The organism is Acinetobacter sp. WC-743 (genome assembly GCF_000335555.1).
Lineage (GTDB): Bacteria > Pseudomonadota > Gammaproteobacteria > Pseudomonadales > Moraxellaceae > Acinetobacter > Acinetobacter bereziniae.
Map to the genome: position 1 here is coordinate 1 of NZ_AMFQ01000107.1, position 22236 is coordinate 22236.

General features: G+C 38.3%; 23 protein-coding genes and 1 riboswitch. Of the genes, 10 read left to right on the plus strand and 13 right to left on the minus strand.

Annotated elements, in window-relative coordinates; all coding sequences use genetic code 11:
- Window positions 1-465 precede the first annotated feature (465 nt).
- The 3 genes from ACINWC743_RS16725 to ACINWC743_RS16735 form a co-directional block, all read right to left on the minus strand.
- Window positions 466-1188: a glycerophosphodiester phosphodiesterase gene (locus tag ACINWC743_RS16725; protein WP_009586261.1), complete on the minus strand. Its 723-nt coding sequence runs from the start codon at window positions 1186-1188 to the stop codon at window positions 466-468.
- Between the two features lie 176 nt (window positions 1189-1364).
- Window positions 1365-1943 (minus strand): cob(I)yrinic acid a,c-diamide adenosyltransferase, encoded by a 579-nt coding sequence (locus ACINWC743_RS16730; protein WP_009586257.1) that lies wholly within the window; start codon window positions 1941-1943, stop codon window positions 1365-1367.
- Between the two features lie 108 nt (window positions 1944-2051).
- Window positions 2052-3932 (minus strand): TonB-dependent receptor plug domain-containing protein, encoded by a 1881-nt coding sequence (locus ACINWC743_RS16735; RefSeq protein ID WP_035301331.1) that lies wholly within the window; start codon window positions 3930-3932, stop codon window positions 2052-2054.
- Between the two features lie 35 nt (window positions 3933-3967).
- A riboswitch (cobalamin riboswitch) is annotated at window positions 3968-4175 on the minus strand.
- 142 nt (window positions 4176-4317) lie between these two features.
- Here ACINWC743_RS16735 and ACINWC743_RS16740 point away from each other — a divergent pair.
- The 9 genes from ACINWC743_RS16740 to ACINWC743_RS16780 all read left to right on the plus strand — a co-directional run bounded on the left by ACINWC743_RS16740 (window position 4318) and on the right by ACINWC743_RS16780 (window position 12030).
- Window positions 4318-4968 carry a phosphoribosylanthranilate isomerase gene (locus ACINWC743_RS16740; RefSeq protein WP_005033821.1) on the plus strand — a complete coding sequence of 217 codons (651 nt, stop codon included), beginning with the start codon at window positions 4318-4320 and terminating at the stop codon, window positions 4966-4968.
- Window positions 4952-6193: a tryptophan synthase subunit beta gene (gene trpB, locus ACINWC743_RS16745; protein ID WP_004824961.1), complete on the plus strand. Its 1242-nt coding sequence runs from the start codon at window positions 4952-4954 to the stop codon at window positions 6191-6193. Before ACINWC743_RS16740 ends, trpB begins: the two co-directional genes overlap by 17 nt.
- A gap of 134 nt (window positions 6194-6327) precedes the next feature.
- A complete protein-coding gene (locus ACINWC743_RS16750) occupies window positions 6328-7047 on the plus strand; it encodes a CPBP family intramembrane glutamic endopeptidase (RefSeq protein ID WP_009586259.1) in 720 nt (239 codons plus the stop codon).
- 17 nt (window positions 7048-7064) lie between these two features.
- Window positions 7065-7595: a DUF1543 domain-containing protein gene (locus ACINWC743_RS16755; RefSeq protein WP_004824958.1), complete on the plus strand. Its 531-nt coding sequence runs from the start codon at window positions 7065-7067 to the stop codon at window positions 7593-7595.
- A gap of 200 nt (window positions 7596-7795) precedes the next feature.
- Entirely contained in the window at window positions 7796-7990 is a 195-nt protein-coding gene (locus ACINWC743_RS16760; protein ID WP_004824957.1) for a hypothetical protein, read from the plus strand.
- A 347-nt stretch (window positions 7991-8337) separates the two neighbouring features.
- Window positions 8338-9981, plus strand: a complete 1644-nt coding sequence (locus ACINWC743_RS16765; RefSeq protein ID WP_004824956.1) for a nitrite/sulfite reductase — start codon at window positions 8338-8340, stop codon at window positions 9979-9981.
- Entirely contained in the window at window positions 9974-10459 is a 486-nt protein-coding gene (locus tag ACINWC743_RS16770; RefSeq protein WP_004824955.1) for a DUF934 domain-containing protein, read from the plus strand. The genes ACINWC743_RS16765 and ACINWC743_RS16770 overlap by 8 nt, the downstream gene beginning before the upstream one ends.
- Before the next feature lie 223 nt (window positions 10460-10682).
- Window positions 10683-11549: a 4,5-DOPA dioxygenase extradiol gene (gene ygiD / locus ACINWC743_RS16775; RefSeq protein WP_009586263.1), complete on the plus strand. Its 867-nt coding sequence runs from the start codon at window positions 10683-10685 to the stop codon at window positions 11547-11549.
- 127 nt (window positions 11550-11676) lie between these two features.
- Entirely contained in the window at window positions 11677-12030 is a 354-nt protein-coding gene (locus tag ACINWC743_RS16780; RefSeq protein WP_005033812.1) for a DMT family transporter, read from the plus strand.
- 41 nt (window positions 12031-12071) lie between these two features.
- Here ACINWC743_RS16780 and ACINWC743_RS16785 read toward each other — a convergent pair whose 3' ends face one another.
- The 4 genes from ACINWC743_RS16785 to ACINWC743_RS16800 all read right to left on the minus strand — a co-directional run bounded on the left by ACINWC743_RS16785 (window position 12072) and on the right by ACINWC743_RS16800 (window position 15440).
- The gene (locus ACINWC743_RS16785) at window positions 12072-12692 is read right to left on the minus strand and encodes a rhomboid family intramembrane serine protease (RefSeq protein WP_004824951.1); all 621 of its coding nucleotides are present in this window, start codon (window positions 12690-12692) and stop codon (window positions 12072-12074) included.
- Between the two features lie 408 nt (window positions 12693-13100).
- Window positions 13101-13541, minus strand: a complete 441-nt coding sequence (locus ACINWC743_RS16790; RefSeq protein WP_009586266.1) for a VOC family protein — start codon at window positions 13539-13541, stop codon at window positions 13101-13103.
- Window positions 13542-13667: 126 nt separating this feature from the next.
- On the minus strand, window positions 13668-14603 hold the full coding sequence (locus ACINWC743_RS16795) for a mechanosensitive ion channel family protein (RefSeq protein ID WP_004824949.1): 936 nt from the start codon (window positions 14601-14603) through the stop codon (window positions 13668-13670).
- 15 nt (window positions 14604-14618) lie between these two features.
- Entirely contained in the window at window positions 14619-15440 is an 822-nt protein-coding gene (locus tag ACINWC743_RS16800; protein WP_004824948.1) for a hypothetical protein, read from the minus strand.
- 111 nt (window positions 15441-15551) lie between these two features.
- On the opposite strand from ACINWC743_RS16800, the gene gspE reads away from it, so the two are divergent.
- Window positions 15552-17039: a type II secretion system ATPase GspE gene (gspE, locus tag ACINWC743_RS16805; RefSeq protein ID WP_009586262.1), complete on the plus strand. Its 1488-nt coding sequence runs from the start codon at window positions 15552-15554 to the stop codon at window positions 17037-17039.
- A 162-nt stretch (window positions 17040-17201) separates the two neighbouring features.
- On the opposite strand, the gene ACINWC743_RS16810 is transcribed toward gspE, so the two are convergent.
- From ACINWC743_RS16810 to ACINWC743_RS16835, 6 genes are all read right to left on the minus strand, one after another.
- On the minus strand, window positions 17202-17627 hold the full coding sequence (locus ACINWC743_RS16810; protein ID WP_009586260.1) for an organic hydroperoxide resistance protein: 426 nt from the start codon (window positions 17625-17627) through the stop codon (window positions 17202-17204).
- Window positions 17628-17714: 87 nt separating this feature from the next.
- The gene (locus ACINWC743_RS16815) at window positions 17715-18152 is read right to left on the minus strand and encodes a MarR family winged helix-turn-helix transcriptional regulator (RefSeq protein WP_005033798.1); all 438 of its coding nucleotides are present in this window, start codon (window positions 18150-18152) and stop codon (window positions 17715-17717) included.
- Between the two features lie 79 nt (window positions 18153-18231).
- Window positions 18232-19056 (minus strand): carbon-nitrogen hydrolase family protein, encoded by an 825-nt coding sequence (locus ACINWC743_RS16820; protein ID WP_009586258.1) that lies wholly within the window; start codon window positions 19054-19056, stop codon window positions 18232-18234.
- Between the two features lie 33 nt (window positions 19057-19089).
- Entirely contained in the window at window positions 19090-19614 is a 525-nt protein-coding gene (gene gigB / locus ACINWC743_RS16825; protein WP_009586265.1) for an anti-anti-sigma factor GigB, read from the minus strand.
- 113 nt (window positions 19615-19727) lie between these two features.
- Entirely contained in the window at window positions 19728-20696 is a 969-nt protein-coding gene (gene gigA / locus ACINWC743_RS16830) for an RsbU family protein phosphatase GigA (protein WP_004824939.1), read from the minus strand.
- A 124-nt stretch (window positions 20697-20820) separates the two neighbouring features.
- Window positions 20821-21759, minus strand: coding sequence for a VacJ family lipoprotein (locus tag ACINWC743_RS16835; RefSeq protein ID WP_009586256.1), 939 nt, complete (start codon window positions 21757-21759; stop codon window positions 20821-20823).
- Between the last annotated feature and the right edge of the window lie 477 nt (window positions 21760-22236).

A 22236-nucleotide genomic window follows, 5' to 3' on the forward strand; every position in this document is an offset into this window, starting at 1 on the left:
CTGAGTTCGATGTAATTAAATCTTCAACTCATTGAAAAATAATAAATCTCTATGGAGTCTTGCTGCGTTTTCATCAAATTTTAGGATGAGGAGCGGAGCTCCGCAAGCGCAACCATCAATAGCTTTTCATTTCTCTTGATCAATAAAATGAAAGCGATCAATAGATTGTTTGATGATCTAAAGCTTGCACTGCCACGCTTTACTTCTAAAGTTTAAATTGTTTTGCGTAGGCGATGCCTCACTTTTCAGAGATGAAAAGTGACAAAAATCTTTCGTTGAGCGAGGGGTACATCCTCATACCTTCGCTCAACATGGCGACATCCATGTCGCCTCACGATAGCAAGACCATCTATGATTCAAAAGTACAAAATAAATGAATCATCCAAATCACTTGTATGAATAATCAGGCGGTTTGGCTGTATCATCTTTCATCAAGGATTTTTATCGAACTCAGATTATTTTAAATTATTGCAATTGACCTAATCCATTTTGCATCAGTTTTGGAAAATCAGTAATTAACCCTTGGATGCCTAAATCACGTAAATGTTGAGCACGTTGAATATCATTCACTGTCCAAACGCTGATATTCAAACCTGCTGCTTGAGTCGCTTGAACTATTGCATCGCTTGCCAACTGATTCATCCAGCCAATTTGGCAACAACCCAGTTCTAATGCCTGTTCAATGGCTTGTTCCTGAATGTCCTCTTCAATCAGTAAACCACGTTTAAATTCTGATTTTTGTTGCTGTAAAGCGTGGTGTATTTTTAAGTCAAAACTGGTGATGACCGAAGTATGTTTAAAATCTTTGAGCTGTTTCTGTAATTCAATAGTAAGCTTTTCAGCATCTTCTACGGTTTCAACAGCCTTTACTTCAACTTCAATATGTTCAAAATCATGCATGATCTTTAAACTTTGGCTCAAAGTCGGTGTCATTTGTTTTTCCCAATCCATCCAGATATTGGCTTGGTTAAACGATGCGAGTTGTGTGCTGTCTAAAGGGTAAAGTGGTTGATCAATTCCTGTGGTTCTTAAGAAATTATCGTCATGCATGATAATCAGTTCATCATCTTTTAATTGTCGCACATCAAACTCAACTGCACGGATGCCTAAGTCATGAATATATTGAAAGCCACTCAAGGTGTTTTCAGGTGCTTCGCCACGTGCACCACGATGTCCGATAATTTTCATAGAATAAACTCGATATTCAGATCATCGATCTCATCATAGAAGCCTAACCATTAGATTATTTTGACTGATGATGAAACTTTAATCTTTAACTGGAAATTTGTGTTTAGTCCTATTCTTTCAGCAGGACTAAACATGATCATACTGTCAAAAAATCATAGATGAATGGTCAAAGATAGTTAAATTGTATCGTTGATGTTCTTTTGCCAAAGCACTTCACTGCCACCTTCTGCACGTTGTAATGTACGAGAGGCAACAAAAAACCAATCTGACAAGCGATTGAGCAATTGCAAGGCTGTGGCTTGAATATTTTGGTCTCTGCTATGCACAGTCATGAGGCTACGTTCAGCACGGCGACATACTGCACGTGCTTGATGAGCATAACTGCATGCCAAGGTGCCTGATGGAAGAATAAACTCTTTTAGCATCGGCAAATCTTCATTCATTTTATCAATTTCATTTTCAAGAAATTCCACACAAACAGGTTGCAGCAAGTTGTAGTTGGGAATACAGACTTCACCCCCCAAATCAAACAGCCAGTGTTGAACTAAACTGAGCGATTTGTCCCAATGGGCTTTATCCGTAATATCACTGATTGAGATTTGTGAACGTAATACACCTACGATCGAATTGAGTTCATCCACATCACCTAAAGCGGTAATACGTAAGTCATCTTTAGGTACACGAGAGCCATCTCCTAATCCAGTGGTTCCCGAATCACCTGTACGGGTGTAAATTTTACTTAAGCGATGTCCCATGATTTTGTCCTAGATAAAAATGAAAAGCTAAAGAATAAAAAAGGATAATGTCGGTCAAAACATTATCCATAAACTGCGCTGTTTTAGATATTTTTTTGAGTCTAGCTTTTAGTAACGGAAAGTTACCCCTGCTGATGCAAGACGACCACCGTTGATATAGTAATAACCATTACTATATGAAGTGGTTTTGTATTGGACGTCGCCAATATTTTGGATGTTTGTAAATAGTTTTATATTGGGATTCACATTCCAAAAGGCATTTACATCGACAGTAGCATAGCCTGAAATTGTACTGTTTTTAGGTCTAGATTTAGCAGAGAGAGATGTACTTATCCCATACACCTCGTTTTGTAAACCAGCTGTTAATGTTAGACTTTGACGCGAACGACGACTCAAATCTTGATCTGTCTCTTTGTCTTTTGGTTGTACATAAGCATAAGAAAGATGAGTAAATAATTCATCATTTGCCCAATCTAGATTGAATTCACCACCTGTAAAAGTTGCTTTTTTGACATTGTATAATCTGCCTTCATATGTAACTGGATCTGTAACATAAGTGATCAAATCATCAACTTCATTACGATATGCAGATAGTCCTAAACTTAATTGATCGGTAATTTTTTGATCTAAACCAATCTCATAGGATACACTTTCTTCAGGTTTCAAATTAGGGTTTCCACCCCAACTGAGTGCATAGAGATCATTGTTCGTTGGAGCACGAAATGCTGTACCAATATTGGTATAAATACTTGTTGCAGGTAAAATTTGGTAGCGAGCTGCTGCTTGCCCAACTGTATGTGTGCCAAATGTTTCGTGATCTTCTACACGTAAACCTAATTGAGTGTGTAATTTATTTGATTGATATTGATGCTGTACAAAATAGCCAGTACTGTCAACATTTTTATTATAATCAACTCCGTAAGCACCACTACCTGAAAGGACATCAGATTTTATATTTTTAGTGGCTACGCCAGCTAAAATATTCTGACTTGGTGTAAATTGCCACTTACTATAAAGTTCAGCTTCTTTGGTTGTGTTATAGATAGCATCATGTGATTCATTTTGCTCTAAATCATCTTTAAATTGAGACAAACGCGCATTAACAGATACACTATCATTAATGTTCACACGACCTTTAATGTTGATGATTTCATTTTTAAAATCTTGAGAGAGATTTTTTAAACCAATTAAATTCCAATTCGCATCATTAATACCATCAATATAAGTTGCTGTACCTTGGTTTTGTGAATAGTCGACTGAAGCAGCATACTGTTCTTTTTCAACACCAAATTTTGCACTTAAGCCTTTTTGATCATATGAGCCTGTTTTTACATTGGTATTTTTAAAATCTGTAACTTGAGTACCATCAGATTCTAAACGTTGCCCACGAATTTGTGCATAAAAGCCGTTTTCAGCCAGATCTGCACCAACCACAGATTTATAAGTATTTTGTTCGCCTATTTCACCAGTGATGAAAGCACCAGTTTTTTCAGGCGTTTTTGAAATCAGTTGTACAACACCACCAATTGCATCAGTTCCATATAAAACTGATGCTGGTCCTTTTAATACTTCTATTTGTTTAATATCTGTTGTATCAATAAAAGCCAATGAAGCAGAACCGGCAGAACCTGTATTTAAACGAACACCATCACGCAGTACTAATGTATGAGTCGAATTTGTACCACGTGTAAAGATAGACGCAGCTTGACCATAACCACCATATTGCATCATATCAATAGAAGCATCACTCATGAGTAAATGCGGTAGTTCTGCAATTGGAGATTGTTCAAGTATCTGTGGTTCTATAATTGAAATACGGGCAGGTACATTTTCAATCTTCTCTTCTGAGCGTGTAGCAGTGACAACAATTGTATTCAGCTTAGAATTCGCTTCTGAATTTGACGACGTTTCAGCAAATGCAGTAGAAGATAACCCCATCGCAATAGCGACAGCACCTACAAGTGCAGTAGGTTTAAAAATAACAGACATGATATGCTCCATACATCCACTCCCCGTGAATGATTGAGTTTAAGGGCACAACAAGCTGGTATCCGGACTTAAATATAGAATCTAAAACAATTCAGATTATTCCACCTTCCCACAAAATATTGCAGTGGTGTAAGCCATGAGACTTATAAAGAATAATATTTTCATTTTACCGTTGCGGGGGCAGTGTTGGATTTTCACCAACTTCCCAAAGCCTAAAGCTAGACTTGTTGCATTTGTGTGCAGTATAAAGTTTGTTAAGTGTATAAACAATGTAAAACAGATAATCCTATATAACTTTAACGCAAGTGAAGGAATTTGCTTTACAATGATTTGTCCAAAATATTGAAAAAATCAGTTTGATCTAAACAAATTCGAGTTCAAAACTATGCGTACCCGTGCCAAAATTTGTGGAATTACACGACCACAGGATATTCATGCTGCCGTAAATGCAGGTGTGGATGCGATTGGTTTTGTGTTTTATGAACCCAGCCCACGTTACGTGACAATTGAACAAGCACAACAACTCGCGCAACTCATTCCACCCTATATCAGTATTGTGGGCTTGTTTGTGAATGCCAGTGCAGAAGATATTGCACTAGTCTTAGCATCTGTCCCTTTAGATATTATTCAATTTCATGGGGATGAAACTGCACAACAATGCCAACAGATTGCCCAATATAATAAGCGTCGTTGGTATAAAGCAATTCAGATCAAACCTGACGCAGACAATTCAGCAATTATTACGACAATTCGACCATACCAACAGGCAGGCGCGAGTGCTATGCTTTTAGATGCATGGCATCCTGAATTGAAAGGGGGAACAGGGCACAGTTTTGACTGGTCGCAATTCCCTAAACTTGATATTCCTTTGATTTTGGCAGGTGGTTTAAAGCCTGAAAATGTTGAAAACGCCATACAAACGACTCAAGCCTATGCAGTCGATGTGAGCGGAGGCGTAGAGTCCGCAAAAGGTATTAAAGACCAACAACTCGTAGAACGATTTATGCAAGGAGTCCAACGTGGATCAGCAAAGTAATCAACAAAATAGTGTGATTGACTATACCCAATTCCCAGATCAAAACGGGCATTTTGGTATCCATGGCGGACGTTTTGTGTCAGAAACTTTAATGGCAGCTTTAGAGGATTTAGAGAAGCTCTATTTCCGTATGAAAGATGATGCTCAGTTTTTGGCAGAATTCGACCGTGATCTCGCTTATTATGTAGGACGCCCTAGTCCTTTGTATTATGCTGAACGATGGTCGAAAGAGTTGGGTGGTGCGCAGATTTATCTTAAACGTGAAGACTTGAATCATACAGGCTCACACAAGGTCAACAATACCATCGGTCAGGCATTATTGGCGAAGCTTTCTGGAAAGAAACGTATTATTGCAGAAACAGGTGCGGGGCAACATGGTGTTGCAACAGCAACCATCGCAGCACGTTTAGGTCTCGAATGCGTTGTCTTTATGGGTGCTGAAGATGTTAAACGTCAGGCGATGAACGTCTATCGTATGCGTTTGCTCGGGGCAACTGTTGTTCCTGTAGAAAGTGGCTCTAAAACATTAAAAGATGCCATGAACGAAGCAATGCGAGATTGGGTCACTAATGTAGACTCAACTTATTATGTCATTGGTACAGTTGCAGGTCCGCATCCGTATCCACAATTAGTACGTGATTTTCAGTCAATTATAGGTCGTGAAGCACGTCAACAAATTCAACAACAGGCAGGTCGTTTACCTGATGCCTTGGTTGCATGTGTGGGTGGTGGTTCAAATGCGATGGGCTTGTTCTACCCATTCTTAAATGATCCAGATGTGAAAATGTATGGCGTTGAAGCTGCTGGTCTGGGTGTAGAAACAGGTAAACATTCAGCACCACTTAATGCAGGTCACGTTGGTGTTCTACATGGTAACCGAACTTACTTAATGTCTGATGAACAAGGTCAAATTATTGAAACACATTCAATTTCAGCTGGTTTGGACTATCCAGGTGTAGGACCTGAACATAGTTTCTTGAAAGATATGCATCGTGTAAATTATGTGCCAATTAACGATACAGAAGCTTTACAAGGTTTCCGTGATTTGACCCATATTGAAGGAATTATTCCTGCATTGGAAAGTTCACATGCGATGGCTTATGTCACTAAGCTGGCACCAACGATGTCAAAAGATCAAATTATTATCGCAACTGTATCAGGTCGTGGTGATAAAGATTTAATGACTGTGGCGCGTATTGATGGTGTGGAAATGGTGGAAATGTAATTCATCATTTTTATTTGGAAAGCCTCTTTTATAAGGGGCTTTTTTATATCTTGATGATAAGCACTCTATACACAGTATTTGGAATTTACGTTCTTTTGCGCAAAATCTACTAAAAATAAAAGATTATCTTGGTTATGCATTTTTTACAAAAAGTTCGGGCTGAAAACTTCCCTGAAAAAATTATCTGGGGATGGAAAGACACTTTTGCCGTTTCTATTCTCCCATTGATTGTTATAAATGGTCTTATTTTAGAAAAAATATTTGGAACCTCGATAGCTGTCAGTTTGGGCGATACTATTTTAAGAGGCGTACTGTTTATTTTAGTGTGCTGCTTATATAAGGATATGTTGTTTAGGCATTGGAAAAAATATCAACAGGCTTTTTGGCGTTCAAGTATATTGGTTGTGGTGGGTGCAATATGCTTACAAGTGATTATCTCACTCACACGTCAATTTCTTCCTGTGAGTGAAAGTCACGAAGAAAGACCATTTATTGATCCTGAAAAAATTGCTTTTCTGAGTTTGTTACTCATCAGCTTTGGACCTTTATTTACTGCACTTTTAGAAGATATCGTGTTCCGCTATACCTTATTACAAAAACTATTTATTCAGCCGTGGTTATGGCGCATGGTTTTGATCATGCTGAATTCGATTTTATTTGGTTTGATTCATTATTATAATTTTGATGGGAACCTAGTCGCAACAATCAGCTTTATGAGTGCAGGATTATTTTTAAACTTGATCTACTTATGCACAAGAAATATATGGCATGTGTTGCTCATTCATTTTCTCAATAATGCGGTATTATCTGTGGGTGGGATTTTACTATTAAAACTTATTCAAACATTCACTTAGTTATTTAGTTGTTGCATATGTCTAGTTTATTTATCGTTATGTTGGGTGGTCGCCATGCACGTGCCAATACGGAAGTCCATGATGTCGTTTTGGCTGTTGGAGACACACTTGAAGAAATTTATCCTCAATTAAAAAATGCGTGGTTTGGTGAACAACAAGGTTTGCATATTGATGCTTGGCAAAAGCTACAAGTCATTGAGTTTGAAAATAAGACATATCAGATCCGTTTTAGTGATGCTCAACCGAATCTATTAGACGCTAAGTTGTGGTTAATTAACCTAGGTGGCTACGATGTAAATGAGTTTGGCGAGTTGCATCGTTATGTTCTTGTTGTCGCCCAAGATGCCAGTGAAGCAAAAAGCAAGGGCAAACAGCATTTTGCCAACCATTGGCAAAAGCAGCACACAGATCGAGTTTTAGATATCGATGATTGTATTGCCATTGATCATGTACATGGTCGCTATGTTGAATTGATTGAAGTAGATACGAAAACAGATTTAAGTCAATTCTGTGAAAGTACGTGGGAAAATACCTACTTGACGATTTAACAGTAAACGCGATTTGATTCATCGAAATGGCGCAGTATTTCAGCCTTAAAAGATTAACAGTGGCTTAATTAGCAATAAACAATATAATTCTTTGCAGTACTTACGCATAAGCCTGTTGCTTATACAACATAGTCTCCGCAATGTTGAACATGAGACTGAATACAATGAGAACTCAAACAAAACACTGTGGAGTGTATGCAATGAGCGGATTATTAGATGAATTGGGTAAAATTGCAGGTGCTGTAATTGCTGAGCAAGGTGTTGATAAATTAGATCCTGATGCTGGATTTTTAGAAAAAGCGGCAGGTGCATTTGCAGGATATGAAGCTGCAAAAATTGCTGAAAATAAACTGGAAAATGATACTGAACAGCAAAGCTCGGATGACCAATCCTAAATTAGCTCTTTAAATCTTTATCTACGAGTGAATCCAAGAGATGATCATGTGTTTAACTCAAGTATTTAAATTGCTTCATGGTTAATCATCTTTTAATAAGTCTTCAATCAGTTAAAAAGGGCATAGAATCTATGCTCTTTTTTTATTATCTTAAATAAAGATAAGTAATGAAGAAAAACATCAAATGCATTATAACGCTGAGGATATTAAGCGAAGTCTTGCCAATTCAATCCCTGGAGGATGCTTATCAATAAAACCGCTATAAAATATGGAAAAAAAGCATTTCTTTGATAGATCAATACTCGTTATATTGTCCACCGTTATAATGAAACTACTAGCTGTACGCCATGTATTTATATACTGATTTTGATCAGCAACTGATCAACGAACGTGTTGCACAATTCCGTGATCAAACGGAACGTTATTTAGCTGGAAAACTCACTGAAGATGAGTATCGTCCTTTACGCTTACAAAATGGTTTATACGTGCAGCGTTATGCGCCAATGCTACGTATCGCTGTACCTTACGGTTTAATGAATTCTAAACAATTGCGCAAAGTTGCTGAACTTGCTAAAGAATACGACCGTGGCTATGCGCATGTTTCAACACGTCAGAATATTCAGTTTAACTGGCCTGCACTGGAAAACGTTCCTGATATGCTTGAAGGTCTTGCTTCTGTTCAAATGCATGCCATTCAAACCTCAGGAAACTGTATTCGTAATACAACTACAGATCAATATGCTGGCGTTGTGGCTGGAGAAATTGCCGACCCACGCCCAACTTGTGAATTGATTCGTCAATGGTCGACATTCCATCCTGAATTTGCATTCTTACCACGTAAATTCAAAATTGCAGTGTCTGCACTTGAAGAAATTGATCGTGCTGCAACTTCATTCCATGATATCGGTGTGTATTTAACTCGCAATGAAGCGGGTGAATTGGGTTATAAAATCAAAGTTGGTGGCGGTTTAGGACGTACGCCGATCATTGGTTCGATGATTCGTGAATGGTTACCACGTGAAGATTTAATTGCATATTTGGAAGCAGTACTTCGTGTATATAACTTACATGGACGCCGTGACAATAAATACAAAGCACGTATTAAAATTTTGGTGAAAGCATTAACACCTGAAGTGTTTGCTGAAAAAGTGGAAGCTGAGTTTGCAGAAACCATCAAAACATTGAAAGTACAACCCGAGATCTTAGAAAAATTAGATCAAGAATTCATGCCGTTTGATTATCAAGATTATGCGGATGAAGACTTTAGTGCCTTATTTGCTGAATATCCAAAATTCAAGCATTGGTTCAATATCAATACCAATGCACATAAAGTGGCTGGTTATCGTATTGTCACCATTTCACTCAAACGTGCAGGTATTGCACCGGGTGATATGACTGTTGAAGAAATGAATTTGATTGCAGATCTTGCAGACAAATATACTTTTGGCGAGTTGCGTACTACGCACGAACAAAATATTTCATTGGTGGATGTTCCGCAAAAAGATTTATTTGAATTGTGGCAAGTTCTTGAAAAGAACAATTTGGCTCGTGCACATATTGGCTTTATTACCGATATTATTTGCTGTCCGGGTGGTGACTTCTGTTCTTTGGCGAATGCGAAATCAATTCCAATTTCTGAAGCAATTACACGCCGTTTTGATGATTTAGATACAGTTTATAATTTAGGTCATATTGACTTGAATATTTCAGGTTGTATGAATGCTTGTGGTCACCACCATGTCGGTAATATCGGTATTTTAGGTGTAGATAAAAAAGGTGCGGAATTCTATCAAATTACTTTGGGCGGAAATGCAGACCATGACGCTTCGATTGGGGACATTTTAGGACCATCATTTGCTGCGGAAGCTGTACCTGATATTATTGATGAAATTTTAAATACTTACCTTGATCTTCGTAATGAAGGTGAAGCATTTATTGAAACTTACCGCCGTGTCGGCATTAAACCATTTAAGGAGCGTGCATATGCTTAATACCGCACTTCAAGTCCTCTCTAAAGATGGCTCTATTGCAGACAATACTTATCAAATTATTGGTGAGGATGGTGTGTTACCTCAAGGTGATGTATTGTTGACTGTTGAACAGTTGGATCAGCTTGCCAATGTAACAGGTAAAAAAGCGCTATTGATCACTGTGGATGCTTCGCCAGAAACTAACCAGTTTCCGCTTGATCAGTTAGATGCAATCTTTATTGATTTTGCTGGGTTTAATGATGGTCGTGGTTATTCCTTTGCTGCATTATTGCGTCGCCAAGGTTACCAAGGTGAGCTTCGTGCAACTGGTGATGTATTTAAAGACGTTTTGAATTATATGAAGCGTTCAGGTTTTGATACCTTTGTAATTAAAGAAGGTAAAGATATTCAAGAAGCTGCTGCTGGTTTAGGTGATTTTACTCACCCTTATCAAGCCTCTACAGCAGTACCGAAAGCGCATTATCAAACTGGTGCTTGATTGTTTTAAGCATTGATTTTGAATTAGAAAGCCGAACATCTGTTCGGCTTTTTTGTGGATGATTGGTCGAATCATTAAACATGAATACTTTCAGGACGGCTAAAACTATGCTCAAAGTCAAATCAGGAATTTAAATTGATCGTTGCATTTTTGCAATGTTGTATGCTGTAAAAGTCGCTGTTTTACCGAGTTGAAAGATCACATAATGAAATAAAGATTTATTATGGTGAATGAAATGCTCAGTCAAAAAACAGGTGATTTATCGTTACTCAAAGGTTGGAATGCAACTTTACCGAATACTGAAGTCATGCCTGTATTGTTTCTTGGGCATGGTTCTCCAATGAATGCCATTCAAACCAATGATTTTACGCGTTCGTGGAATCGTATTGGTGCTGAAATGGAGATACAACCGACAGCAATTTTATGTATTTCTGCGCACTGGCTCACTCAGGGTGTTACAGCAGTTACTGCGATGCAACAACCAAAAACGATTCATGATTTTGGTGGTTTTCCTCAAGCATTATTTGATATGCAATATCCTGCTTCTGGAAATAAAGCACTGGTCGAAGAAACAACTGCTGCGATTCATCGTGTTGAAGTTCATCATGATCATACTTGGGGTTTGGATCATGGAACATGGGCGGTGTTATGTCATGTATTTCCACAAGCCAATATTCCCATCGTACAGTTGAGTATCGACTACAGTCAGGATGCACAATATCATTATGATTTGGCAAAAGAATTAGCTCAATTGCGCCGCAAAGGTGTTTTGATTGTTGCGAGTGGTAATTTGGTCCATAACCTTAGAAAAGTTGCTTTTGACAAATTTGATGGTCACTTTGGTTATGATTGGGCTTTAGAAGCAGACGCAAAAATGAAGAATTTTTTGTTAAGTCATAATCATCAAGCATTGATTGATTGGCAAAAGCAGGGTCCTGAATTTTTATTGTCGATTCCAACACCCGATCACTATTATCCAATGTTATATGCTTTAGGTTTACAGGAAGAAAATGATCAGCTGAGTATTTTTAATGATCAAGCCGTAGCAGGTTCTTTGACCATGACATCATTTAGGTTGGATCAAGCATAGTTTTTAAAATTCAAACCTAAAAAAGGTGAATCGAGGGATTCACCTTTTTATTTATCTAAAGATTCTGCTGGTTGTTGAGGTTTACTCAAGATAAAATTTGCCGATGATGATTTGAACTAAAACGACAATGTCTTTCTTACTTGCAAAAATTAATCCTGGGGTATTTTGGCTGTTAATCGCAATTGCGACTGATGTTCTATCCACATTTTATTCTGCTAAAGGCAATGGTTTGGTCAATAAATTTGATCAAGGCATCGCTCTAGTTTTGTATATCATTTCTTTTGCATGTGCTGCTTATGCGTTGAAATTTATGCAAGCTGGAATTCTATATGTTTTATGGTCTGGGCTTGGGGTGATCGCCACTGCGTTATTAGCCAAGACATTTTTAGGTCAAAATATTGATTTAGCTGGCTGGGTCGGGATTGCTTTTATTACTGTTGGTCTCACAATTATTGCGCAATTTTCCAATATTGATGTCTAAAGCTTAACCATAGCTTAGACATCAGTGGGTGAATGCAAAATTTAAAATAGTGGTGAATTAATAAACTTATAAAAAAATGCTGTGCCCAGAGAAGGTTCTAAAAGTAATGGGAATAAGAAACCATAGATTGCACCAGTAATATGAGCACGATGGTCAATCAGTGGTGAATGCCCAGAACGAATCGCATACATGCTATAGCACAAATATATTGTTCCAAAAATAATTGCGGGAACAGGTAAAATATAGATATAGATCATGCCCCAAGGATTAAATAAGATCGAACTAAACAGTACTGCATTGACTGCACCTGAGGCGCCTAAACTTCGATAAGAGTTTAAATTCCGATGATGCAAATAGCTTGGAATAGCAGCAATAATGATGGCGCTACAATAAAATAAGACAAAGCCCATACCACTTAAATAACCACGGAAAAACCATTCAATATTTCGTCCAAAGAAATACAAGGTAAACATATTAAAGAATAAATGCATACCATCATTGTGGATGAAACCATGTGTTAAAAAGCGATCATATTGACCATGCTTAATTGCTGAAATATTGAAAATCAAACGATTCATGACATGGCGTTGTTGCCAAGCAATGATAGAAATTGCAATCGTGATGAGAATAATCAGAAGTGTATGGGTAAGCCCTGTGATCATATTTGTTATAAATGATGTCGTTTTCTTGAGTGAACTATAGCCTATATCATGTCGAATCAATAGGCTATATTTTAATGAGATGATTAGGGGCTGTGGGCAATTCGTCTATGTTTACGACTAGGTGTGTTTTTTAGGCGATTCTAGGCGCGAAATACGAAATTTAGTCATTCTAAATGAGTAGTTCGTAACGACGAAGCGCTAAAAAACACGCTAGTCCCCGCTGCGCCTTGCGCTGCAAACAAAGCAGTGCTTTGTTCTTGCTCAGGGTTGTGGTTAAAATTATCTCAGGCTACGTTATGAAACTTAAAAATAGTCTCGCTATTCTCTTCATTTCCTTGCGGAGTATACTCCTCATGCCTGCTCAATTTTAACTTACAACGCAAGCCATTTATGAAATGTCCACAGCCCCTAAACTTCATTGAGTTGGCAGTTTACCATCCATCGAATACCAAACTGATCTGTGAAAGCGCCATATAGAGCACCCCAAAACGTTTTATCCAAAGCCATTTCAATCTGACCATTGGCAGAGAGTGCTGTAAATAATCGTTGAGCTTCATCCGCTTCATGTGCTTCTAAATTAATCGAAATATAATGATTAGTTCCTTTGCTGAATGGAGCACTATTTGGTGCACAGAACTGTTCAGTGGTATCCGAGCCCATCAATACAGTAAAGTCATTAATGGGCAAAGAAATGTGCAAAATATAATTTTTCTCTTGTTCAGGGACTTGGACATCAGGCAATTCTGAATAGCGCTTTAAAAAAGAGAAATCTCCACCAAAAACCGACTTATAAAAGTTAAAAGCGGCTTCTGTTTGACCTTCAAAATTTAAATAATGATTGAGTTGCATTGTGCTTGTGTCCATTTTGTTGTTTTGAAGTGACTAATTTATCAGCTCATTGTTTAAAAATTGATGAAGGTTTTGTAATTGGACAGATGAATGCTTGATACCAAGGATTCATCTGCCCATTGAGCTTTAAAGCTGTTTATCTTGTTTTTGCTCTAACTTTAAATCTTGTTGATTGGCATATCCATCAATGTCTGCATTTTGCAGTGGTTCATTTGGATTTGGACGATCCACAAAACCAATTTTAGGCACAGGAATCTCAATTTGATTTTCCACAAAGCGATTACGGATCAGCTCATGAATTTCATCTTTAACTTGTAGATAGTTGGCTTGCATACACCAAAGTGCAAATAAAATTTCAATGGATGATTCACCAAACGCGGACACAGTCACACGTGGTTTAGGATCTGCCAAAACCAATGGGTAATCGTTGGCGACCTCAATCAATACTTCACGGACTTTGTTAATATTTTCATTAAAATTAATTGCTACCGTGATCGACAATCGTCGTATCGGGAATTTTGATAGATTATGGACTGGTGCTCGAATCAGTTGCTCATTGGGTAAACGTACATAAACATTGTCCATGGTTAAAAGTTTCACAGACAAAAGGTCAATCGAAATTACTTCACCTTCAATCGTATGCCCACGAATGAGGGTGATTTGGATTGTATCACCGACTTCAAAAGAGCCTTCACCGATTAAAAATAATCCACTGATCAAGTTAGATGCTGAGGTTTGTGAGGCGAAACCCAGTGCTACGGTCAAAATCCCTGCTGCACCTAAAAATACACTGAGTTTAAATCCTGCTTCTTTTAAACTGGCAATTACAAACAGCAAGAAAATAAAATAAAAAATACCTCTGCGCCACACCAAACGTTGATGTGCATTAAAACGTGCACCTATAGTTCGAATAAAAGTATTGGAAATAACACGCGCCAGTACAAAGCCAACAAAGCAGAGAATCAGTGCAACGGCAATTTCACTTAAACGATCTAAATTTACATTGGTGAAAATGCCTTTTAAGCTGTCCGCGATGTCTTTGGGAATATTGGATTGAGCCATTGTTTACCTCATCCCTTAGAAAAATGAATCAAACATGTTAAATAATGCGCCACCCGGTGAACGTGGTGGATGAACATAAATCACTTCTCCAGCCAGTGGTGGGGTACGATTTTCAATTCTAACGCGAGCAGGACGATCATTACCTTCATAAATGACCTTAATTTGTGAGGTCCATAAACGCCCTGTACTTTCACTATAAAATAAAGGCAGTGCAGGAACAGGCACATTCATCCGATCGAAGCGTAATTGATGACTGCTGACATTGTGAAAATCAATCGGGGTAACAGCACGGAAAGCACGGGGGCGCAATAAATTCAATTCTGTACGACCATCGACTGAGGTCGCATAACACATTTCACCTGTACGGTGATCTGGACCAAACCATGTATCCTTAGGCAAAATCACAGGAATATCAAATAGTGGCTCTTTCTGTGCCTGAACAAAGCCTGAAATCCATAAGGGGGTACTGATATACAGCGTACCACGTTGTCCTGCTGGAATATAAATAGGATCGACAGGACGAATAACTACAGAACGGTCAGCCAATCGGGGCATTAACTGAAATGTTTTGTGGGTTTCTCTAAACATGTAGCGCTCAACATGCACGGGTTCAGGAAAACCAAAATTCACATCATGAATTTTATGCCATTGCTGTTCATAGTCGTACTGGAAGTGTGGGCGATAGTATTCTAGACGCCATTCTTGTAAACCACGTGTAATGCGCATCATCATTGAACCAAACTGCCATGCTTTGGATTGGTTCAATTCAAAATTTTGTTCTCCCCACCATTTTAAGTCAGGGAGTTCTGGTTCAAGATGGTCTTTCTTTTTAGACAAAAGTGTTCATCCTATTCATAAAATCATCATCAAATCTTTAACAAACAGACTTCACGCTGTCATGTGCATAGAGTACACTCAAAGCAATTTAAATGATTAATATAAGTTGTAATGCAAGTTCTTAAACAATTACAAATACCATATAGTTTTGCAAAACGGCATGGAGTGCTGTTGCGTTATGAAGGTGATCAAGTTTTTATTGTTCGTCGTCAGGATACCGCACAAATTGCGATTCAGGAAGCACGTCGTTATCTTGGTCGCGTTGCACAACATCAATTATGCAATGAAACTGAATTTAATCAAATGCTCAGTTCAAGCTATGCAGGTGAAACAGGTGAGTCACAACAAGTCGCAGCTGGCTTGGAAGATCATCCCGACTTATTAAGCCTTGCTGATCAAGTTCCTGAAACAGAAGATTTGATGGATCAGGAGGATGATGCACCTATTGTCCGACTCATCAATGCCTTGTTGTCAGAAGCCATTCGTGTGGGTGCATCTGATATTCATATTGAAGCATTTGAAAAGAAATTATCTGTGCGATTACGTGTTGATGGTCAGTTGCGTGAGATTGTACAACCACGTCGAGAACTTGCACCGTTGTTGGTATCACGTATCAAGGTGATGGCAAAACTGGACATTGCCGAAAAACGTATTCCGCAGGATGGTCGTATTTCTTTACGTCTTGCTGGGCGTGAGGTGGATGTTCGGGTATCCACACTGCCATCATCTCATGGTGAGCGTGTAGTGATGCGTTTGCTGGATAAACAGGCTGGACGTTTAAACATGACGCATTTGGGGCTGATGAAAAACGACTATGATCGCTTGACTCAATTGGTTCACCGTCCACACGGCATTATTTTGGTTACGGGACCAACAGGCTCTGGTAAAACAACAACTTTATATGCCGCACTTTCTGACTTAAATGATGGTTCAAAAAATATTCTAACCGCTGAAGATCCAATCGAATATCAACTTGAAGGTATTGGACAAACCCAAGTTAACACCAAAGTGGATATGACTTTTGCACGTGCACTAAAGGCGATGCTTCGCCAAGATCCTGATGTTGTGATGGTGGGGGAAATTCGTGACTTAGAAACAGCAGAAATTGCAGTGCAAGCCTCTTTAACAGGTCATTTGGTTTTATCTACACTTCATACCAATACTGCAATTGGTGCAGTAACACGCTTGAAAGATATGGGAATTGAACCCTTCTTATTATCCAGTTCATTGATTGGTGTGATTGCACAACGCTTGGTTCGAACTTTATGCTCTCATTGCCATACATGGCGTGAAGCAGATGATTTTGAAAAAGATGTATTTAAACCTGTAAGTTTAGAATCAGATCTAAAGTTACCTGTGCCAAACGGTTGTGATTATTGTTCACATACGGGTTTTACGGGACGTACTGCGATTTATGAAATTGTACCGATTGATGAGCAAATGCGTCGTTTAATTCATGGTAATGCTGCTGAGTACGAACTTGAAGAATATGCACGTAGAGATGCGGGTTCAATTCGTGATGATGGTTTACGTAAAGTATTGGCGGGTAAAACGACCATGGAAGAAGTATTACGTGTGACCAATGAGGCGGCTGAATAGTTAGAGTTGACTTGGCTGTATAATTGGAATTTTCTTTCGCTTTACTGAGTGTGTGGCTGAAGTAGCAATTAATTCTATCTCGTTCATAAAGGTTAACCAGAAATAAAACAGTGCCTCCTCCTTAAAAAATAAAAATTCTATTTTTAAGTAGGAGGCATAATATTAAACAATCACATTCAATGTCACATCAATATTGCCACGGGTCGCATTTGAATATGGGCAAACAATATGAGCAGTATCGACTAATTTCTGTGCTTCTTCTTGCTCTAAACCTTCTAAATGAATGTTTAACGTCACTTGAATACCAAAGCCAGTAGGAATAGGACCAATACCGACATCACCTTCGATATATACATCTGGGGTAATTTTTAAATGATCACGATTCGCAACAAATTTCATCGCACCTAAGAAACAAGCTGAATAACCTGCTGCAAAAAGTTGTTCTGGATTGGTTCCACCACCAGCACCGCCCATTTCTTTTGGAACAGCGAGTTTAACATCTAAAATTCCATCTGATGATGTTGCACGACCATCACGACCACCTGTTGCTTTTGCATGTGCTGTATAAACCACTTTTTCTAAAGACATTGGATGCTTCCTTTGATTGTGTTCAAATATATCGTATACGATATAAATATTTAAACAAGTAGTGTTTGTGTAAAATTTAATAAAAAATTATTTTGAAATGTTGTCGCGTAAAGTTGAAAGGAGCTCTTTAAGCTCGGTCAATGTGTCTAAATTACATTCACTGGCTTGAGCGATTTGAAGTGGGATATCAACGGCTTTTAATTTTAATTGCTGTCCTTCTTCAGTTAGGCTAATGATCACTTGACGTTCATCAAGGGTCGAACGTTCCCGATTAAGTAAACCATGACTTTGTAATTTTTTAAGCAAAGGGGTTAGCGTAGAGGATTCTAAAAACAGCTTTTCACCTATTTCAGAGACAGTTACACCATCTTTTTCCCAAAGCACGAGCATGACTAAGTATTGTGGGTAAGTTAAGCCCAATGGTGCAAGTATTTTTCGGTACAGTTGATTGAGTGCCAAGTTCGTAGAATAAACAAGAAAGCAAACTTGATGATCAAGATTTAAATGTGAATAGTCTTGTTGCATGCTTGTCTCAAAAGATATGACTCATACTGAGTATAACGCTGTTTGTCATATTCATAAAATAAAGTCATTTGGGAAAATATTAGAGAGTAATCAATCGGCGATGTTGTATCAGTGGCATTGATGCACGAACAGCATCTTGTTCAGCTAAATCAAAAGGTACAGTCAGCAGTTGAGCGCCTTCTTGATTTGAAATTGCCAAAATTTGACCTCGGCTATTGGTTGCCCCAGCATGTCCCCAAGTTTGGCGTTTCTCACCGTGCCAACCTTGTTGAGCAGCACCTAAAACTTGACATTGACTGTCCATCGCACGAGCTTGCAGTAATAACTGCCAATGCATTTGACCTGTGGTATAAGTAAATGCAGCAGGCGCTGTTAAAAGATTTGCACCTTCAGAGCGAAGTATCAGTGCAAGTTCAGGAAAGCGTAGGTCATAGCACACCATCAAGCCGATATTGCCAAAAGGTGTTTTTGCAACCACAACATCATTGCCTGGTTCAAAGAATTTTGATTCTTGATAGCCACCAACAGCATCGCCCACTTGCACATCAAACAAGTGAATTTTGTCATAACGCGCCTCAGTACGTTCAGGGCTAATACATAAGCTTACTGTACGCACACGACCATCTTCAATGATTGAGCCATCTGGACGGAACGGGCACGGTAATGTACCGGCAACCATCCATATTTGATAACGATGTGCTAAATGCTCTAAATGCTTTTGAATCTCTTCAAAGCGTGCCGCAGTTTCTCGTTGTTTTCCAGCCGCGAAACAGACAAAGTTTTCTGGGAAAACAATCAAAGATGCACCATCAGCTTTACTTTGTTGCACCAATGACTCAATCACACTGAAGTTAGCTTCAATGTCATTTTGAGAATTCATTTGAACAACAGAAAGTAAAGTCATGTGCTATCCCTAATCATAACAATTTTGAAAAGATTAAGCGTTTTGCTGATCTGAAGATACACATTCCATAGTATCTTGCTGCTTTTCAAGTTGTTTCACTAATGGCTCGAACATATTTTGATTGTTTTCGTTGAGCTTCATTAACGTTTTGTGTGCATCGAGAACGGTACACAACATGGTGCTGTGATTCACATTGTCGTCAATCAAAGCATTGGTACATACTTTAGGGTCACCACAATAATTTAAAATGACAAACACCTGCCCTAAGCCCATGCTATTGGCTAGAGTGGTAATGTCTGGATTTGTGGATAGCATGACTGCTTGGATGTGGTGTACTTGTTTTAACTTTAAACCAAGTTTCGCAAGTATTCCAAGAACAGTACTATCAATAAATGTGGTTTGGGTTAAATCAACAATTGCGCCAATGACGTTTTTCTGTTGTTCAATCCTTGCCAAAAGTTTGTCTAAACTAATACAAGATTGGGCTCGCACTTCACCAATAAGTTTGAAAATATGCGTTCCATTCAAGCTTGCATATTCAACATGACCTGTTGACATATAAATGCCATTTGCAGAGAAGGATAGGAAAATTATCACATAGCGCAAGTCTATACTCAAGCGTTTGCATATCAGTTAATAGTCTAATTAGTTATATGTATTTGATTATAATGTTAATTCATTCTACGAAGACTGAGGATGGCAATGTCATCTGCGACGTGATCTGGCGCGCGGAATGATTGATTTTGCAAATGATAGACCAATTGAGCGAATTGTTCATTCAAGCCACCAGAAAAAGGTTCAAGTGCACCATCAGAACAAATAATGAACCGCGCATGCTTATTTAAAGTACATTCAAATTCTTCAACCTCTAAGTCTTCTGTAAGTCCTAAAGGAAAGCTACTGGTATTTAAAACACGAGGAGCTTGATTGGGTTCAAAAATAATAGGGGGAGGATAGTGTCCCGCACTTGACCACTTTAATGTATGTGTCTCAATGTTGAGAATTCCTGCCAGCATAGTGATGTGTTTTTCAATATTCTCTTGGACAAGCATTCCATTCAGTTTCTTAATTAACTCTCTTGGTGTTTTTGAACGCCCGTGAAAAGCTGCCATCCATGAAGTCAACAAAGAGCTGGTTACGCCATGACCAGAGACATCCGCCAAATAGAACATGATTTCTTTATCACTGATTTTCCAGTAATCATACCAGTCACCAGACAAGTAAGCTGAAGGCTGAAAAAGGGTTTCAACTTTATAGTTTTGCAAGTCTATTGGATTGGGGAGGAGTTTTTTTTGTAATTCTGCAGCAGAGGGTAGATCGCGACTATCTTGGTTTCGTTTATATTGGGCATCTATCTTAAAGAGCGAACCTTCAAGGTTGCTAGGAAGCTTGGTCCAGATCCAACCAGCAAGCGCACCGAGTTCCCATGCTTGGGAAAGCTCAGCACCTTCGTTCTCTTGTGCAATGACAATCGTTGGCAGTGCCCATTGATATTCTAAAAAATCATGTACATCTGCAATCGCGATTCTGGTCGGATCATAAAGATGAATCTCTTCAATGGTAATCATCTGCAAGCTTGGAAGCGTATTTAATACGTGCTCTAAACTTGAAATCTGGCGACTGGGTTGAATGAAATACATAGAAGAAATGAATGATCCTTAATCAATATAAAAAGCGATACCCACTAGATTTACTATAGATAACACCACATTGCTAGTAAAACTAAAGAGATTACTAGCAAATAAGTTTAACAAAATATTGTGATTATTTGTTTGTGCCTGTATCAGATGAATCATCAGTATCATCGTCGTCATCACCAACAAAAGAAACAGCTTCTGCACCACCGCCTTTTTTCTCTGCGATTTGGAAAGCAAGGCGCTGTAAATAAATATCACGGATTGCTGAATAGCGATCACCTTGCAATACATTTTCCACATCTAATAGTTTTGAGCGTGTATTGATCCCGCCTAAAACACGATTTCCCCAAATTAAACCTGTTTGATTGTTATCATCCATTGTATAGCTAATGGGATTTGCATAGCTTTCAGCAACGTAATCCACAGAGTGGCGAAGTGTACTTGGTCCTAAGACAGGCAACATGAGATAAGGACCACTCGGTACACCATAATAGCCAAGTGTAATTCCTAGACTTTCTTCTTCAGTCGATAAACCTAAACGAGTTGCTGGATCTGCTAGACCTAAAGAAGTAACAGTATTCAGTGTAAAACGACCCAATGATTTAGCTGCACGCTTAAAACGACCTTGAGCAAGCTGATTAACCGCATTCCACGGTTCGCTTAAATTTTTACGAAACAGACTATATGAAGAGCGCACATCTTCAGGAACTTTTTGCTTATATTGAATGGCGACTGGTCGAGCGACATTACGGTCAATCATATCGTTAAATGCATAAATTTCACGGTTTAACGGTTGTAGGGGGTCTTTTACAGCATCTGGTTGAGCAGCATTTGCATTTACTTTTAAATCATTTTTTGTAATGTTTTTGAGCTCTTTAAGTGCTTCAATTCTTGGATGCTTAGACATTGCTGGATCAGAAGAATTCTCTTGAGACAACTTATCAGCTGAAACAGAGTCAACAGCATTGTCAGAATTTTCTTGGGTAGATAATTCTTCTTGAGCAAATACATGGCTCGTCAGACCAATGCTGAGTAAACAAGCCCAAAGTACGTGATAAGGACGCATAGAATTCCTTGAAATATGCTTATAGTAAAAATGGTCGATAATATTATTAAAGACACTTTCGTATTCTAACAGTAGTTGTTGCATATGTATTAAAGCAAATTTGATTAAAAAGTGTGAATAAATTTGATTAATGGATAATATTTGTACGAACAAATGAAATAATTAAAAAAAGGGGTTGTGTTGGATGAGGAATGCTGTAGAATGCACATCCATCGGCGGTGATGAAGATTAAAACTTCTGATAAAACAATGACTTGGTTGAATTGATTAAGTTGGGTTTTAGAAAGGAAGTTTAAAAATAATTTGAAATCACAGTTGACTTTCTAGAGATAGAGAGTAATATAGCCGACCTAGCTTGATGCTGACGAAGCATGAAGAAGATCATTAAGAGAATATGAAGAACAACTTGTGTGGATTTTTACTGATTGATTGATCGAAATATTATCATTGATTGATTGGTTTAAATTACTCGAAGTTT